Source organism: Microcoleus sp. N9_B4 (genome assembly GCF_036701635.1).
In the GTDB taxonomy this organism is placed as follows: domain Bacteria; phylum Cyanobacteriota; class Cyanobacteriia; order Cyanobacteriales; family Microcoleaceae; genus Microcoleus.
On the sequence record NZ_JAUBRC010000013.1, the window covers coordinates 88,670 to 105,958 of the forward strand.

Annotated in this window: 12 protein-coding genes; 4 read left to right on the plus strand and 8 right to left on the minus strand. The window is 45.4% G+C overall.

The features are described from left to right. Positions 1 to 20 precede the first annotated feature (20 nt). From QUA43_RS11335 to QUA43_RS11365, 7 genes are all read right to left on the minus strand, one after another. Positions 21 to 1,316, minus strand: a complete 1,296-nt coding sequence (locus QUA43_RS11335; protein WP_333373904.1) for a glycosyltransferase family 4 protein — start codon at positions 1,314 to 1,316, stop codon at positions 21 to 23. A gap of 46 nt (positions 1,317 to 1,362) precedes the next feature. Then, positions 1,363 to 2,376 carry a glycosyltransferase gene (locus QUA43_RS11340; protein ID WP_333373906.1) on the minus strand — a complete coding sequence of 338 codons (1,014 nt, stop codon included), beginning with the start codon at positions 2,374 to 2,376 and terminating at the stop codon, positions 1,363 to 1,365. A 97-nt stretch (positions 2,377 to 2,473) separates the two neighbouring features. Further along, the gene (locus tag QUA43_RS11345; RefSeq protein ID WP_333373908.1) at positions 2,474 to 2,989 is read right to left on the minus strand and encodes a serine acetyltransferase; all 516 of its coding nucleotides are present in this window, start codon (positions 2,987 to 2,989) and stop codon (positions 2,474 to 2,476) included. An 89-nt stretch (positions 2,990 to 3,078) separates the two neighbouring features. Continuing rightward, positions 3,079 to 3,714, minus strand: a complete 636-nt coding sequence (locus QUA43_RS11350) for an acyltransferase (RefSeq protein WP_333373910.1) — start codon at positions 3,712 to 3,714, stop codon at positions 3,079 to 3,081. Continuing rightward, complete coding sequence (locus tag QUA43_RS11355) at positions 3,707 to 4,288, minus strand: serine acetyltransferase (RefSeq protein WP_333295345.1); 582 nt, start codon at positions 4,286 to 4,288, stop codon at positions 3,707 to 3,709. Before QUA43_RS11355 ends, QUA43_RS11350 begins: the two co-directional genes overlap by 8 nt. Before the next feature lie 195 nt (positions 4,289 to 4,483). Further along, a complete protein-coding gene (locus QUA43_RS11360) occupies positions 4,484 to 5,494 on the minus strand; it encodes a glycosyltransferase family 2 protein (RefSeq protein ID WP_333373912.1) in 1,011 nt (336 codons plus the stop codon). 142 nt (positions 5,495 to 5,636) lie between these two features. After that, positions 5,637 to 6,554, minus strand: coding sequence for a histone deacetylase (locus tag QUA43_RS11365; RefSeq protein ID WP_333373913.1), 918 nt, complete (start codon positions 6,552 to 6,554; stop codon positions 5,637 to 5,639). 77 nt (positions 6,555 to 6,631) lie between these two features. On the opposite strand from QUA43_RS11365, the gene QUA43_RS11370 reads away from it, so the two are divergent. The 4 genes from QUA43_RS11370 (at position 6,632) to QUA43_RS11385 (ending at position 15,712) form a co-directional block, all read left to right on the plus strand. Beyond that, positions 6,632 to 7,141, plus strand: a complete 510-nt coding sequence (locus QUA43_RS11370; RefSeq protein WP_333373915.1) for a hypothetical protein — start codon at positions 6,632 to 6,634, stop codon at positions 7,139 to 7,141. A 766-nt stretch (positions 7,142 to 7,907) separates the two neighbouring features. Next, entirely contained in the window at positions 7,908 to 12,608 is a 4,701-nt protein-coding gene (locus QUA43_RS11375; RefSeq protein WP_333373916.1) for a response regulator, read from the plus strand. Next, a complete protein-coding gene (locus QUA43_RS11380) occupies positions 12,574 to 14,607 on the plus strand; it encodes an adenylate/guanylate cyclase domain-containing protein (protein WP_333373918.1) in 2,034 nt (677 codons plus the stop codon). Before QUA43_RS11375 ends, QUA43_RS11380 begins: the two co-directional genes overlap by 35 nt. A 214-nt stretch (positions 14,608 to 14,821) precedes the next feature. Beyond that, complete coding sequence (locus QUA43_RS11385; protein WP_333373920.1) at positions 14,822 to 15,712, plus strand: alpha/beta fold hydrolase; 891 nt, start codon at positions 14,822 to 14,824, stop codon at positions 15,710 to 15,712. A gap of 558 nt (positions 15,713 to 16,270) precedes the next feature. On the opposite strand, the gene QUA43_RS11390 is transcribed toward QUA43_RS11385, so the two are convergent. Then, the gene (locus tag QUA43_RS11390) at positions 16,271 to 17,152 is read right to left on the minus strand and encodes a Cof-type HAD-IIB family hydrolase (RefSeq protein WP_333373922.1); all 882 of its coding nucleotides are present in this window, start codon (positions 17,150 to 17,152) and stop codon (positions 16,271 to 16,273) included. Between the last annotated feature and the right edge of the window lie 137 nt (positions 17,153 to 17,289).

The window sequence follows — 17,289 nt, forward strand, 5'->3', positions numbered from 1 at the left end:
AGCTCAACAAGATCGCTCTACTATCTCGATGCACTAACGCTTTTCTCACCGAGCATTTTTTCGTAAATCTCGACTATTTTTATGGCTTTGTTTTCCCACGCAAATTCTCTGGCTTTTTCGATCGCCTTAGCTGACATACTTTCCCGCAGACGATCATCTTCGACTAACAGCTTAATTTTACTTGTCAACTCCTGGGTGAGATACTCTCTAGAAATCGGCTCGATCTTAAAACCAGTTTCTTCATTCACGTATTCACCAATACCGCCGTTATTAGCCACTATGCAGGGGAGCCCGCAAGCCATAGCTTCCATTACCACTGCGCCGCCAAACTCACGGATCGAAGGGAAACAAAAAATATCTGCTTTTCTGTAATAATCCAGAGTTTCTTGTTGATTAACCCATCCAGCAAAGCTGACTATTTCGCCTAAATTAAGCTCCTTCACTCGGTTTTCCAAGTTGTTTCTTTCTGAGCCGTCTCCTACTATGCTTAAGCGGATTTTACTTTGAATCTCCGGGTCTAATTTGCCAATAGACTCAATGACAATATCGGCGCATTTGTAAGGAACTAACCGACCCACAAAAAGCAGATTGATCTTGCCAACATCTTTATTAAGGATATTTTTTTGATTTAAAAATTCCTCGGAAATCCCATTTTCGTAAAACAAATCAATTCTTTGGTCAGGGATTGCAAACAAATCTTTTAGCATATTTAAAGTATATTTTGAACCTGCTAAGATTTTGTCGGCTTTTTGGTAAGTTTCTACATAACCTGGAATTAATGCTCTACCAACTGCTCTCAAAAAGTTGAACTGAGCAAATTCTTGTCTTGCCGTTTTTTGAAAACCTGGGGGAAAGGGAATGCCTCCATTCACCGGCCCTAGAATAAAAGGAGTCTGCTGGCATACACTGACTACCTTAAACGGATAGCGCGGCATCATGGGGGTAATTGCATGAACTATGTCATAATCTCCGTTGAGGATTTTTCCTTTGAATTTGTGATATACTTGTTGATTGAATTGCTCATATAGTGGGTAGTTCAAGGCATGATAAATTGGCCAATTTACTCGCCCGGTTGCGGTAAGTTTTTCGACTATTTTATAATATTGCTTGGCTAACTTTCCTTCTTCAAGGTAGATGGTTTTTTCATATTCTGGGTGTTTTTCAAGGGCTGGTTTATTTCTAATATGCGTAACGAGTGTCGCATCAACTAAATTGTTTATTTTTTGAAAAAAATTGTATCCAACCAAAGGTACTGAGGCCCAGTCAGGATTGCACTGTTCTACAATTAGTAAAACTTTTAATTTTTTATTACTCATTTGTTTGCTACTCAGGGGTGGACTTTCTGGGACGTTAGCTGTCATTCTAGCTAGCTGAATTAATAGAGTTGGTTGTTTTGTATTCGATTAGCTTGCTCTGCTGCCCCAGCAATCGGCGCTGGTGAAACTGGATTTGACCTTGTAGCTGGGGAAATTTGGCTAATACGCAAGACAAAGCGTAGATGGCTGAGTCTTTAGTTGTGAGCTCCCGATGCTTTATATAATAGTTATAGGTGCGATAGGTTGCTAAAGGGTAGCCACTCAATAGTAACAAGCTCCAGCCTTTTGTCGGCCATGTCATTGCCAAGGCTAGGGCTGGCAAGACTAAGCCCCAAAACCAGGTGCTGCGGGTTTCTTTGACCCAATGGCGCTCTGGTTCGCTGCCGTGCATCCAGGAACCTTCGGCATAGGCATGACCTGCTCTTTGAGCCCGCTTCCACCACTGAGCGAAACTGGTCATTTGGGCGTCGTGCAGGGTCATTTCTGCGTCTAAGCGAAGGATTTTCCAACCTTTTTGGCGCAGCCGCAAGCACAGTTCGGGTTCTTCGCCGGCTATTAGTGCGGGATTGAAACCTTCGACTTGCTGAAATGCTGTGGCGCGCATCATGGAGTCGCCACCGCAGGCTTTGGTTTCGCCGATGGGGGTATCCCACTCGATGTCGCACAATTGGTTGTAGATGCTTGCTTCGGGGTATCGTTCGCGCCTCCGCCCGCATACTGCTGCTACGTCGGGTTTGGCTGCGAGTTCGTTGTAAGCTCGATCGATCCATCCATCAACTACTTCGCAATCACCGTCCACAAATTGGACAAATTCGATGTCTGGGGATAGTTCCAGCAAGCGGGCAAAGCCTTCGTTTCTGGCGCGTGCTGCGGTAAACGGTATAGATAAGTCTAGTTCTACTGTATCGGCTCCGATCGATCGGGCTAACTCTAGGCTGCTGTCTGTTGAGCCGGAATCGACGTAGACGACGCGGGTAACTTTGTCTGTGGCTGAGACTAGGCACTGGCGGAGGCGCTGTCCTTCATTTCGTCCGATCGCCACTAATCCAATTTGTTTCAAGGTTTACCTCTTGAATTCGACTACTGAGTAGTTCGTTTTATATTTTAATAAAAGTCCAGCTAATTTCATAATTTTTCTGCGACTTCTATAATTTTTATCAGACTTTCGGGGTCTTTTTTTCGATGATTTTTGCGGGAATTCCGACTGCGGTTGCACCTGGTGGCACGTCACAAATCACCACAGCATTAGCACCAATCAAAGCATGATCGCCGATCGTTACGGAGCGAATAATTTTTGCTCCTGCACCGATATCGACGTGACCGCCGATTTTGACATCAGCAACAATTGTCACCTGTTGAAGAATCAGACAGTTAGGGCCAATGGAAGCACTGGGATGAAGGACAATGCCATTAGGATGAGGCAGCAGCAGTCCTCCTTGTATTTGGCAGTTTAAGGGGATGTCTGTTGCAGTTACCACGCTCCAAAATCGATGCTGGATAACGTTCCAACGGCATAGAATATATCCTGCAATTCCACCCTGCTTCTGCCACTTTTGATAGTTGCGGATAGATTTGAGCAGTTGGCGACTGGGTTCCCACCACTTGCTAGATTTTTCGCGGCTCCAGTCTGCTTCTGTAGCAGAAATGATTGACTTAGTGATTGACTCAACCATTGTTTGTGCAGTGTTTTAATGATGTAGACAGTTGTGCCTATTTGTGTAATTTATCTTAAGAAGAATCTCTAACTTGACTAGGGAGATTGCTAGAATTGCGCTGCAGTTGGAGTGGATGTGTTGCCGTAGAAGTGCGACACTCGTAACTTTACGAGTTCGGGTTCAATTTCGGGGTCGAAGCTGCCCTCGCGGCTATTAATCAAATCTGCCCAGGGCAGGCTTTGAGTTTCGGCTTGCAATTTTTTCACTAGGTCTTCGACGCGGCCGATGGGTCTGGCGGGGACACCGGCAACTATATCGCCCTCGGCGACATCTTTGGTGACGACGGCACCGGCGGCGACGATCGCATTTGGGCCGATGGTGACGTTGCGAAGGACGATCGCATTGAAGCCGATAAATACGTTGTCGCGGATATCTATCTTGCCTACGGCATCTAGTTTAACGTTGTAAGCTCGGTCAAGCATGGCGATCGAGCCGTCGTGGCCCAGCAGGGTACAAGATGAGAAGTGAACATTGTTGCCGATGCGGATGTAGGCGGGATCTCCAAAGACGGTATTTGGCCAGATGCTGCAATTTTCGCCGATCGCGTACAAGTTGCCGTGGCGGCGGAGAAATTCTGTGTATTCTTTGGAACAGGGGTTACAGAATTGGACGTAAATACCAGGGAACTTGCCGTAACGCATGGCAAGATGGCGGATAATTTTTTGCAATGTTGATCTAAGCATTTTCCTGGTTTTTGGTAGATTGAAGAATCTTGGCAGGAATACCTACTGCTGTTTTGCCTGCGGGAATGTCTGATAAAACTACAGCATTGGCACCGATATTTACGTCGTCTCCCAAGTTTACTTTTCCGAGGATTTTTGCACCAGCGCCGACGTTAACCCGATCGCCCAATTGAGGGGATTCTAGCGGTTTGTCCAAATAGCGGTTTCCCAACGTTACACCTTGCCGGATAATGCAGTCGTCGCCGATTTTACAATATCCGTGAATAATAATAGCGTTTTGATGTTCAATCACCACGCGACGACCGAGCTTCACAGTGTAAGGCAAGTCTATCCCGTAACTATTGCGGACTTTTCGGTAGAGTGCTCGATAAATAATGCTCAAAGGAGCTCGCAGTAATTTCGGTTCTACCTGCATTCTCCAGACCCCAAAACGCTGCACTGCTACGGCGCGAAATCCCGGTTTTGTCCAATCTCGACCATGAGCAATCCAGTCTTCTTTAATTTGCTGCCACAGTCCCAGGCCGGGGTTTTCTACTTGATTTTCACTGGTGATTAAGTTTTGCTCAGTTACCATAAGCTTTAATTCACACTATTTCTTGTTTACTCTATTGCTAGATGCCGACGATATTAATGGGTCTATCAGGTTTTTGAGGAAGGAGCAATCCGGTTTTATCGATCGAGAATACTAATTGATCGGCTGCATCATAAAATATTTTGCTTGCCTAGGTTAACCTGGTTTAGTTGGCTTTGACCGATTTACCAACTCCCTTTAAAAGTTTTTGGATTTTTCAATCTTACCCCCCTTGAAAAATACACTATTTAATACAAAATCCCTCAGCAATTGTGGTGGATCGCCATCGGGTTTGCCTTGAAGTACGCGGCGCACCCTCCACGCAGCAAAACCCGAAGCCCAGGATACATCAGTTAATGCTGTGTAAACCAAGCCGTAGTTTTTGATAAAGTACCTACGCCGGGAATCAAACCAATAGGTAGGCAGCCGCTTGGCGGGCTTTTTGGTGTCAGTGACGCCTGAGCTTTGGCCAACTAAGTGGACAACGCGACTTTCGGGTACGTACCAGCAACTCCAGCCAGCTTTGTTCGCTTGCAGACAAAAGTCCATTTCTTCGCAGTACATGAAATAAGCTTCATCCATCAAGCCAATTTTTTCAAATACTTCGCGACGGACGATCATGCTGGCTCCAGCTACCCAATCAGTTTGACAGGTTTTTTGAGAAATGGGAGGCGCTGCGGCCCAGTTGGCTAATAACTTGGATATAAAGCCTGTCCGCCAACCAAAATCGAGTTCCGTCAAGAGGTTGTGAAACCGAAAAGCTGACTCCTGGGGCGTGCCGTCGGGGTCTTCCAAGCGGCTGCCGGCGATGCCGGCTTCGGGGTGGGAGTCCATGAAATCGACGAGGGCTTTTAAGGCGCCGGGGCGAACAATGGTGTCTGGGTTGAGCAGCAGGAAGTAAGGGGGGGGATTGGTGGATTGGAGGGCGGGACGGATCAGGGCGTTGTTGCCGAAGGCAAATCCGCCGTTGCGGTCTAGGGGAACGAAGGATGCCCATTCATTCCAGCCTTCTGAGGCGATCGCACTACTAATTTCTTCGACGGAGCGATCGCCTGAAGCATTGTCTGCCACTGCAACCCGCATACCGGGCAGCGATTGCACTTCGCTAACTAGAGAGCGCAAGCAGTCAATTGTCAAACTAGGGGTTCGGTAGTTAACAATGACAACCAGTAGTGGATACGGGTGATTGGGCTCGCTGGCATTGGACATAGGTGCGGTTGTTTGTTTAACAACTTTCTAGCTCAAGTTGTACCGATCTGGCAAGCAGGAGCGATCGCTAATAGTATTTTTATTTGTTTGGGTGAGGGAGACTGTTTTTTGTGCCATATTTCGGAAGTATCGCCGCTCTGGATCAAAGTCGATACTGCCTGTAGGCTTGACTGGCGGCTCGGTGCAGCAGCGAATGTCGGTAAACTAACCCCTTAGCGTCATCGGAATAGCCCCCGCCAATCACGCAGGCAACGGGATAGCCGCCCGCCAAACACGCCATCAAAACTTGCATTTCCCGGCGAAATAAGCCCGTATCAGTTAAAGCTAATTTTCCCAGTTTGTCACCGTGATGAGGGTCTACTCCAGCATCGTACAAAACTAAATCTGGCTTGACACTTGACAGCAAATCTGGTAAAAATTTATCCAATGTTTGTAAATATTCGTCGTCCTCCATACCCACAGGCAAAGGTACATCTAAATCGCCCTTTTGTTTAGTGCCGGGAAAATTGACTTCGCAGTGCATCGAGAAAGTAAAAACGCTGCTATCATCTTGGAATATTACGGCAGTTCCGTCTCCTTGGTGGACATCTAAATCGACAATTAAAACTTTGCGAACTAAACCATTTTTTTGCAAGACGCGAGAGGCGATCGCCAAATCATTAAAAATACAAAAACCCGACCCAAAAGCAGGGAATGCGTGATGAGTTCCGCCCGCGGTATTGCAAGCCAAACCGTAGTCTAAAGCGAGCTTGGCAGTTAGGACAGTTCCTGCAACCGCAGTGCAAGTGCGATTAGCAAGGGCCAGACTCCAAGGCAGACCAATTCGCCGAGTCGCTTTGTTATCGAGCGTCCCGTTGCAGTAAGCTTGCACGTAGCAGGGGTCGTGAACTAATTCAATCCATTCTTGAGGCAAAAGTTCGGGAGCATGAAATTGCGATTTATCTGCTACCCCGTCCGCGAGCAGCATCTGGTAAAGCATCCGAAACTTGGCCATCGGGAAGCGGTGATCCGGTGGCAGAGGTGCAACGTAATCTTCGTGGTAAATAATTGGTAAGTCCATTAAAATTATTGTATAACGAATGAATCTCCAATTGAACGCCTGCAATCTCAAATTTAAATTCGCTGGAGAACTTGTATATGCAACAACTAAAAACAGTCTGGCAGTCCGGCAGCACCGACCCCGAAAATGCTGACAATCTCGATAATATTAGTCAGTGGTGGGCAAACCTGAACGGCAAACAAATTAGCTGGGTACAGCGACTGATTCCGCAAATCGGCGGTCTGAGCGAAATTCACTGGCACCCCCAGCGTTTTGACGAAACATTTGTGATAGTCAATCCCGAAATTCGCGAGGAAACTCTCTATTGGTACATACCCGATTCTCCTGTCCAACGTAACAACACTGTTGACAAACTAGAACTTGACAACTTGCAACAGCAATTGTACATCTATCCTCAGTTGGAAGCGGAACTGGTAATTCGCGTAGGAATTCCCGAAGTTAAATATCAAACACTTGAATTAAACAATCCCGAAATCGCCTTGGGCGAAGATAATCTGCTGCTGCTGTGGGAATCTGACCAAGAACTAGAAATTAAAATTTACTTGAGCAATGAAAATATTGCTAAACTTAAGGAATTGCTGGCATAGAAAAGACCAAGACAATAGTTTATAGGGTAGGCTATGGGTGCGGGATGATCGATCTATACTCTTAAGCTGTTGCGGCCTTTAAATTGTATGTCAAAAAACAATCAAACAATGAGTTAGGTATCCCGCCCGCCTCGAATATGCAATTTAAATGCGCGATAGCTTAGTCACCTATAAATATCTTAAGAGTGATGGACAGGTGCGTCGAAACCGAAGTTTTTTACAGCCCTACTTCGTTGCAGCGACAATAGTAAAAAACCCGGTTGCTTCGCCTCGCGGTACGTCCAGGTGTGTATCTCTGCTAAAACCCTTTGAATGTGGTAGCAGAATGTCCACAAACTTGCGTTATCCTCCTGAGAGTTTTAATCCTAAAGTCCAGCAAAAAAACTGGCCTGGGCGCATCAACCGGCTGTTACGAAAATAATTGGTCGCAGCCCTTGAACAACGTTAAAAAATCCGATTGCTTTGGTCTGGAATACCTAAGTGATGATTGTTTTTCGACCGACTTAATTTGGACAGCAAATAAGGGGATTTGTTGGAACAATTAAATATAAGTGAAATACGGTTAATTTTAGTTGCTAACTTAAGACTAGCAACTAATAAGTTGAAAGTAGAGAAGGTGCGTTATTTAATGACCTAATATCTAAAATTACTCTTTTTGTTGCTGAGGTTGAAAAAAATTAATAAACAAGTATGGCCGGAAAAGAATCGCTAAACTTATTAAATAATCAATCTGCTAGCAGTAAAAAATTCACAGTGGTCATAAAAAATGATATTAGATAAAGAAAATATTCACATTTTAATTATTGACGATCAGCCCCAAAACCTGCGGTTTATATCAAACATCTTGACGAAAGAAGGGTATAAAGTTCAGCGGGCGATTTCGGGAGAAATGGTGGTCAATGCTAATTTTCCCTTTCTCCCAGACTTAATTTTGCTGGATATTGCCATGCCCAAAATGAACGGCTATGAAGTGTGTACTCGACTGAAAGATAACGAAAAAACTAGGGAAATTCCGGTTATTTTCTTGAGCGTTTTTAATGAAACTTTTCACAAGGTCAAAGCTTTTGAAGTAGGCGGTGTTGACTACATTACTAAGCCTTTTCAAGTGGAAGAATTTTTAGTCCGGATCGAAAGTCAATTGACTATACAACAGCTATCAAAACAATTAAAACAGCAGAATGCCCAACTGCAACAAGAGGTAGAATTTCGCAAGCTGACAGAACAATCGCTCCGGGAAAGCAAAGCACGGTTGCAGAAATTGGCGGTCAATATACCGGGAGTTCTTTATCAATTTATCAAGAAGCCCGATGGAAGTTTTAAATTTGAATATATTAGTTATGCTTGTAGGGATCTTTACGAAGTAGAGAGTGAGGAAATATTAAAAAATCCAGACTTGTGCTTCGATCAAAATCATCCTGATGACCAAGAATATCTGGTAAAACAAATTGCTACTAGCGCCCAAACTTTAGAACCTTTTGCCTTTGAATGGCGAATTGTTACACCGTCGGGTAAACTCAAATGGCTGCAATCTAATTCTCGGCCAGAAATGCGCTGTAATGGCGATATTGTTTGGTATGGCGTACTGTTTGATATCACCGATCGCAAGCACGCAGAAATAGAAATGGCGGGAGCTAAAGCTGCTTTAGAACGGCAAGTTCAGCGAGAATTGCTGATTGCAAAAATAACTAAAGAAATTCGCTCAAGCTTGCAGCCAGAACAAATATTTCAAATAGCTGCAACTCAAATCGGTCTGGCCTTCTGCGCCAATCGCTGTTTGATTCATACTTACGTTACTACTCCCCAAGTCGATATTCCTCTAGCGGCAGAGTATCTCGAACCGGAGTGCGAATCTATGCGGAACGTAGCTGTTCCAATTTGGGGCAATCCTCACGTCGTACAACTGATGATACAAGATATGGCGATCGCCTCCAACAATGTTTATTCAGACCCTCTGTTGCAAGCTGCTCAACCGATTTGCCAGAAGGTTGGGTTAAAATCGATGCTGGCAATTCGCACTTCTTACCAAGGCAGGGCAAACGGTGCTATCTGTTTGCACCAGTGCGATCGTTACCGGGAATGGACTTCCGAGGAAATCGACTTGTTAGAAGCTGTGGCGGCTCAAGTAGGGCTCGCTATCGCTCAAGCTAAACTGATCGAACGAGAAAAAAACCGAATTCAGCAGCTCGATCGGCAAAATAAAGTGCTGCAAGCAGAAATTCGCACCCGCGTCCGCGCCGAGCAAGCTCTGCAAGAATCGGAAACAGAATTGCGGGCGATTTTTGCCGCCATGACTGACACAGTTTTAGTGAGAAATGCAGAAGGGCGCTGCATCAAAATCGCCCCGACAGCATCAACAAATTTGGTGAAACCTCCAAGCGAAATGATTAACAAAACAGCCCACGAAGTCTTGCCGAAACCTATAGCAGATTTAGTATTAAATGCCATCCAACAAGCTATAAAAACGCAGCAAACTATCAATGTTGAATATAGCTTTCAAGTCGGAGAGCGCGACGTTTGCCTCGATGCTAAAGTTTCTCCGCTGACTCCAGATTCAGTGATTATCGTGGCGCGAGATATTAGCGTTCGCAAACAAACAGAATCCGCACTTAGAGAAAGTCAGCACTTCATTCAAGCGATCGCCGATTCCAATCCCAACCTGTTGTACGTTTACGATCTAATTGAACAGCGGAATGTCTACAGCAACCGACAAATTTCGACGATGCTCGGATACACAGCCCAAGAAATACAAGATATGGGTACAGCAATGATGCCAATTCTGCTGAACCCCGACGATTTGCCAAATTTTTTTGAAAGCGTACAAAAAGTTGATCGAGCCAAAGACGGTGATGTCATTGAATGTCAATACCGCATGAAACACAAAAACGGTGAATGGCGGTGGATGCACAGTTGGGATACAGTATTTCTCAGAACAAGCGATGGTAAACCCAAACAAATTCTCGGCACTGCTAATGACATCACAGACCGCAAATTAGCCGAAGAAAAACTGCTAGAGTCCCAACAAAGAATCTCATTTTTATTGCAGCAAACGCCGATCGCAGTTATCGAGTTAAACCTCAATTTTGAAATTATTACTTGGAATCCCGCAGCCGTTGCTATTTTTGGCTACAGTGAGCAAGAAGCGATTGGTCGAGTTGCCTCCGATTTGATCGTACCTGAAAGCTACCACCCGCAATTATCTGAGATTTTCAATCACGACTTGAATGCCAAATCCAGCGGCACTACCGAAAATCTGACTAAAGACGGCAGAATTATCATCTGCGAGTGGTACAATACTCAGCTAATTGACGATAACGGTACAGCAATCGGCATTGCTTTAATGGCTGTAGATATTACCGAACGCAAGCAAGCAGAAACCGAACTGCAAGAAAGTGCTTTACGACAAAGAGCGATCGCCCGCATCATTGAAAGAATGCGGCAGACTTTAGATATCCGAGAAATTTTTCACGCCACAACCCGAGAATTGCGCCAAACTATGAAGTGCGATCGAGTAGCTATTTACCGTTTCAATCCAGACTGGAGTGGCAAATTTGTAGCCGAATCCCTTGACCGCAAGTGGGTTTCTTTCATCCAAGTACAGGATACCGATTCTAACCTTACTGAAGGCGCTTTAGACAGCGAACTTTGCCTCGTCCAAAAATTAGATAGTGTCTCACCCGAAGTCCACGATACCTATTTGCAACAAACCAAAGGCGGAGCCTACAGCCGAGGTAAAACTTACCTTTGTGTCCCCGATATTTACAAGCAAGGTTTCGATAATTGTTACATCCAATTGCTAGAAAGATTTCAAGCTAAATCCTACATTATTGTACCAATTTTTTCCGGCAAAAAGCTCTGGGGATTACTAGCATCTTATCAAAATTCAGCTCCCCGCCAGTGGAGCGAAGCTGAAATCAACGTTGCAGTTGATGTAGGGACTCAGCTAGGAGTTGCATTACAGCAAGCGGAATTGCTCGCCCGCACTCAAAGGCAGTCAATGGAACTGATGAAATCCAAAGAAAATGCCGAAGTTGCCAACCGCGCCAAAAGCCAATTTCTCGCTTCCATGAGCCACGAACTCCGCACGCCTCTCAACGCCATTCTCGGTTTTTCTCAAGTCATGGCTCGCAACAGTTCTATCACGGAAGAACAAAAAGAATATATAGAAATTATTAACCGCAGCGGCGAACATTTGCTGGAACTCATCAATGATGTTTTGTCAATGTCTAAAATAGAAGCAGGTCAAATTAACATCAATCCCAGCCGCTTCAATCTCTATAATATTCTCAACAGTCTCAAAGAAATGCTGCAACTAAAAGCCAACTCAAAAGGTTTGCAACTAATCTTTGAAAAAGCCAACAATTTGCCGCAGTACATTCAAACAGACGAAGCTAAATTGCGGCAAGTTTTAATTAATCTGCTGGGCAATGCGATTAAATTTACTCAGCACGGAACCGTTACTTTGCGCGTCAGCAGCCAAGCTGAAAAAGACGCCACAGAAGAAAACAAATCCCAATTGTATTTTGAAGTTGCCGACACGGGTCCTGGCATTTCGCCCTCGGAATTTTCTACATTATTCAAGCCATTTTTACAAACTGAAACTGGTCGAAAATCCATGCAGGGAACTGGTCTGGGGTTGCCGATTAGCCAACAGTTTGTCCGAATTATGGGAGGTGATATTGCTGTTGAAAGTCAACTCGGTCAAGGCACAACTTTCAGCTTTAATATCTGGGTTAACTTAGTAACAGAAAGTGATGAACAAGAAAAATCACCGATTAAACAAGTTATTGGTTTAGAAGCCGAACAAGACACTTGTCGGATATTAATAGTTGAAGATGTAGCAGAAAATCGCCAACTGCTGCTTAAGCTGCTGGTACCCCTGGGATTTGAAGTCCGGGAAGCAACTAACGGTCAAGAAGCAATTGCTTTGCATTCAACTTGGAAGCCGCACTTGATATTAATGGATATGCTGATGCCCGTGATGGATGGGTATGAAGCGACAAGAGAGATTAAGAAAACTCTAGAAGGTAAAGAAACAATAATTATTGCGCTGACGGCTAGTGCTTTTGACGAGCAGCGGCAAATAATTTTGTCTGCTGGTTGTAACGATTTGATTTGTAAACCGTTTCGGGAAGAGGTACTCTTTGACAAGATAGCGCATCATCTCAACCTGCGTTATATTTATGAGAAAGAAAACTTATCTACTTCTTTTTCAGCACCCACGCTGCTTAAAAGTTTGACCACCGAGGATTTGAGTGTAATGCCCACAGACTGGGTGGTCGAGTTGCACCGAGCTGCACTTTGTGTTGACGACAACCGCATTCTCGAACTGCTCAAGGAAATTCCCGAAACTGAGGCAAATCTCGCTAACGCTTTAACAGATTTAGTCGATAATTTTCGGATAGATATCATTATCGATTTAACTCAATTATATTATGATGAACGACCATCCATTACCAGCGACTCCTAAAGACATTCTGATCGTTGACGATATGCCGGATAATTTGCGACTTTTATCCACTATGCTGACATCTTACGGGTATCACGTCAGGAAGGCTATTAACGGACACTTGGCTTTGCAAGGGGCACAAATATCTCCTCCAGATCTAATTTTACTAGATATTAATATGCCGCAAATGAACGGGTATGAAGTTTGTGAGCAGTTAAAGTTAAGCGAAAAAACTAAAGATATTCCGGTAATTTTTATTAGTGCGCTAGATGACGTGCTGGAAAAAGTTAAAGCTTTTCAAGTAGGAGGAGTGGATTATATTACTAAACCGTTTCAAGTAGAAGAAGTTTTAGCCCGCGTCCAAAACCAACTTTCCCTTCGTTTGCTGCAATCCAAACTGCAACAGCAAGCTAGGGAATTGCACGATCGCAATTCTAGATTGCAGGAAGAAATCGCAGAACGGCAGCGGGCTGAAGAATCAATCCGGTTTTTGCTGGAAACGACGCGGGCGATCGGCGAAGCTGTAGACTTTCACTCAGCTTTAGAAGTAATTCTGCACCAAGTTGGCGAAACAATCGGATGGGATGTAGGAGAAGCTTGGATTCCCGATGCAGAAGGAACTGTCCTAGAATCAGCCAGGGGCTGGTATGCGAGCAACGCCAGCATGGATGCGTTCCGCCGGCAAAGTGAACAACTGACATTTGCCATGAATATAGGGCTGCCGGGACGAGTTTGGGCATCTAAGCAACCGGAATGGGTAGAAGATCTTTCCAGGGGCTACCCGCATTTTTTCCGAAGTCAAATAGCACTAGAACTCGGATTCAAAGCGGGTTTTGGCGTGCCGATTTTGGTAGGCGATGAAGTATTGGCAGTGCTAGTTTTCTTTAAAATTTCGTCAGGTGGGAAAGACGCACGATTTATAGACGTTTTTAATGCGGTCGGCACTCAATTAGGTTCTTTGATTCAGCGCAAACAAGCAGAAGAATTGCTGCGTATCGCCCAAGAAAAATATCACAGCATTGTAGAAAATGCGATGGAAGGCATTTTTCAAAGCACGCCTTCAGGAGGCTATCTCAGCGCTAATCCAGCTTTGGCAAAATTGTACGGTTACGACTCGCCAGAAGAACTGATGTCCGAGATTAACAATATTGCTCAGCAACTGTACGTTGACCCGGAACGCCGCCTCGAATTTGTGGCTGCTATGGATACTGAAAATGCCGTTTCGGGGTTTGAATCTATGGTATGTCGCAAAGACGGGCGCCGGATTTGGGTGTCAGAAAATGTTCGGGCTGTTCGAGATTCAAAAGGTAATCTGATCTACTATGAGGGTACTGTTTCTGACATTACAGAGCGTAAATTAGCACAAGAAGAGCTAAAAGTTCAACAAGAACAAAGCGAGAAGTTGCTGTTAAATATTTTACCCAAACCGATCGCAGAACGCTTGAAGGCAGAGCAAAGCACGATCGCCGACAGTTTTGCCCAAGTAAGTGTTTTATTTGCTGATATTGTTGGCTTTACTGAGTTGTCTGCTAGAATGTCTCCCACCGAGTTGGTAAAGCGCTTGAACGTAATTTTTTCGCACTTCGACCAGTTAGCTGAAAAGTACGGTGTGGAGAAAATTAAGACTATTGGCGATGCTTACATGGTTGTTGGGGGATTGCCTACGCCGAGACAGGATCATGCCGAGGCGATCGCCCAAATGGCCCTGGGAATGCAGGCAAAAATAGCAAAGTTGTGCGCCGAGACAGGGGAAAAACTGGCAATTCGGGTCGGCATCAATTCCGGGCCGGTGGTTGCGGGAGTAATTGGTGTGAGCAAGTTTACTTATGATTTGTGGGGAGATACGGTGAATGTAGCGGCGAGGATGGAAGCTACGGGTTTTGCAGGCAGCATCCAAGTTACTGATGTTACTTATGAGCTTTTGAAAGATAAGTATTTGTTTGAGAGGCGAGGCGTAATTCCGGTAAAAGGTAAGGGGAATATGATGACTTATTGGCTGCTAGGAAAAATAGTCAGTTGACAGTTGACAGTTGACTGTTGACTGTTGACAGTTGTCAGTTGTCCTTGGGAATTGGGAATTGGGAATGGGAATTGGGAATTGGGAATTGGTAATAATGTTCTTGTGGGATGGGCTTTTAGCAGCGTCCGTTCTTGTGGGGCATTGCTCCTAGCCCGCCCCTAAAGAGATGATGCTGCTATGATGAAAGTAGTTAACGAAACTTTACATAATAGCCGTGACTGCACAACAATTAGTATCTGCAACCAGTTTTGAAAAGCTAATTTGGACTTGGAAAGGTCACAAAATCCAATATACCGTCCAAGGAACTGGCCGCCCTCTGATCTTGATTCACGGATTTGGCGCTTCGATCGGACATTGGCGACAAAATATCCCCCCACTAGCGGCCGGCGGCTATCGCGTATTTGCGCTGGACTTGCTGGGGTTCGGTGCTTCCGCCAAACCAGCCCTAGATTACACTCTGGAATTGTGGGAAGAATTGCTGACTGATTTCTGGGCGGATCTGGTACAGGAACCGGCGGTATTTGTCGGGAATTCGATCGGCGCTTTGCTGAGTTTAATGGTAGTCGCCAACCATCCCGAAATATCAGCAGGTGCAGTCTTAATCAACTGTGCTGGCGGACTCAACCACCGGCCGGACGAACTGAATTTCCCGCTGCGATTAGTGATGGGGACTTTTACTAAATTAGTTCGATCGCCCCTGATCGGCCCCTTTGTCTTCAACAACATCCGCCAAAAACACCGTATCCGCAACACCCTGCGCCAAGTCTACGGGAACCGCGAAGCCATCACCGACGAACTCGTAGAACTCCTCCACGCCCCTTCCTGCGAGCCCGGAGCTCAACAGGTGTTTGCCTCGATTTTGACAGCCCCAGCCGGCCCTCAACCGTCAGAATTGCTGCCCAAAGTCGATCGTCCGTTATTGGTACTTTGGGGCGCAGACGACCCCTGGACGCCGATCGCCGGCAGCCAGATTTATCAACAATTGGCCGCCAACGATAAACCAGTGAAATTTGTTTCAATTCCCAACACAGGCCACTGTCCCCACGACGAGCGGCCGAGTGAAGTCAACGCTCTGATTTTGGACTGGCTGCTGGAAGTGAAGTGAAATTTTTCTGCTCAATCCAACCCTTGGGCGATCGAGTCAAACCCTTACAGTGCAAAAGTTTTGCTTCGCTCCACCGCACCAACACCCCGGCAGCAGCCGACTCAAAAAACAATTTTTGGAAAAAGTATTGACACAATTTACTGAGTCAGCTATATTGATGGACGTGTGAGGAGCGAACCAGAAGAAGCACCGAGACGAAACACGGCCAGTCGTCGGTGCTTTTTCTGTTGAAACCCATTTTTAAGAGTTTGAAATTATCTATAATTCACATCCAGAATATCTGTAAGCCCGCCCGCTTTCTTCAATTCTTCCTTGGCGTTCTTAGCGTCTTCGCGGTTCGTTAAATAAAGATTCGGATCTTGCAAAAAAAGTAATTGACTGGACTTAATCTCAAAAAATCAGAAAGTCTGGATTTTTTTTGATAATCAAAATTTGATTGCATAGAACTCAAAACTAGAGAGTTATATAATAATAAATTGTCGCTGGGTCGGGGCGGGTTTATCTAGATTTTTTCCCAATGTTGGCAAACCCGCCCCTGCGGTATTGGTGCTACAAATATCAACGATCGCCCAAAACAAATTGTTCGATCGCAGCCACCACCCCATCTTCCTCCACATCCGGCGCCACCCAATCAGCAGCAGCCTTCACGCCATCAGGAGCATTGCCCATCGCCACGCCCACACCCGCATAGGCAATCATTTCTACATCATTAAAATTGTCGCCGATCGCCATCACATTCGCCGCCTGCAAACCCAAAAGTTCCTCCGCTAAATACTGCACCGCATCTCCCTTATTCGCCACAGGATGCGTAGCTTCAAAAAAAGTAGCAACGGATCGAGTCAAATAAAGCTCCGCAGGCGTGTAGCGCAGTCGCATACTGCTGAGCAAGCCGTCGAGTACCCCCGGATTCTCGCACAATGCCAAAACTTTCGTCGGTTCCCCCGGAAGATCTCGCCGCAAATCTTTAATCACCATTGGTTCAATGCCCGATCTTTCGGCATAAATTCGGGTAGCTGCGGTAATTTCCGGGACATAAAGTTGGTCGTCAATGTAGAAATGGATCGAAAGGAGCGGTCGCAAATGCGGTTCTTCAAAATAATCTAACAGTTGCAGAGCAGTTTGTTTCGACAGTGGCAAGTGCCGCAGCCGCTTTTGAGTAGCCTGATCTTGAATCCAGGCGCCCTGGTAGCAAATCAGTGGCAATGTTGAGCCGATGTCCCGGTGAAAACGCAAAGCTGATCGGTACATCCTGCCCGTAGCGACGGCCACTTTCACTCCCCGCGACTCGGCAGCCAAAATTGCCTGCTTGACTGGTTCTCGGATGGTATTTGACAAACCTGCGATCGTGCCGTCTATATCCACTACCAGCAATTGAATGTCTGCGGTGTCAAAAGCGCGATCGGTCGCCTTAGCTGGATTTGAGGCAGTTATATTCTGCATGATTGTTTTTAGATTTTAGCTGTTGAGTTGCACGCACCAGTTTATTTTGGCACTAGCGCGATAGCAAAAGGCAACTTCTGATTTTTTGAAGACTAAAATATAGATAAGTAAATAAGCGACAAAAAAAGTATCGAGGA

Coding starts and splice junctions, on each gene's coding strand:
- QUA43_RS11335 (WP_333373904.1), bottom strand. CDS start 1,316: ATGAGTAATAAAAAATTAAAAGTTTTACTAATTGTAGAACAGTGCAAT.
- QUA43_RS11345 (WP_333373908.1), bottom strand. CDS start 2,989: ATGGTTGAGTCAATCACTAAGTCAATCATTTCTGCTACAGAAGCAGAC.
- QUA43_RS11350 (WP_333373910.1), bottom strand. CDS start 3,714: ATGCTTAGATCAACATTGCAAAAAATTATCCGCCATCTTGCCATGCGT.
- QUA43_RS11355 (WP_333295345.1), bottom strand. CDS start 4,288: ATGGTAACTGAGCAAAACTTAATCACCAGTGAAAATCAAGTAGAAAAC.
- QUA43_RS11360 (WP_333373912.1), bottom strand. CDS start 5,494: ATGTCCAATGCCAGCGAGCCCAATCACCCGTATCCACTACTGGTTGTC.
- QUA43_RS11365 (WP_333373913.1), bottom strand. CDS start 6,554: ATGGACTTACCAATTATTTACCACGAAGATTACGTTGCACCTCTGCCA.
- QUA43_RS11370 (WP_333373915.1), top strand. CDS start 6,632: ATGCAACAACTAAAAACAGTCTGGCAGTCCGGCAGCACCGACCCCGAA.
- QUA43_RS11375 (WP_333373916.1), top strand. CDS start 7,908: ATGATATTAGATAAAGAAAATATTCACATTTTAATTATTGACGATCAG.
- QUA43_RS11380 (WP_333373918.1), top strand. CDS start 12,574: ATGATGAACGACCATCCATTACCAGCGACTCCTAAAGACATTCTGATC.
- QUA43_RS11390 (WP_333373922.1), bottom strand. CDS start 17,152: ATGCAGAATATAACTGCCTCAAATCCAGCTAAGGCGACCGATCGCGCT.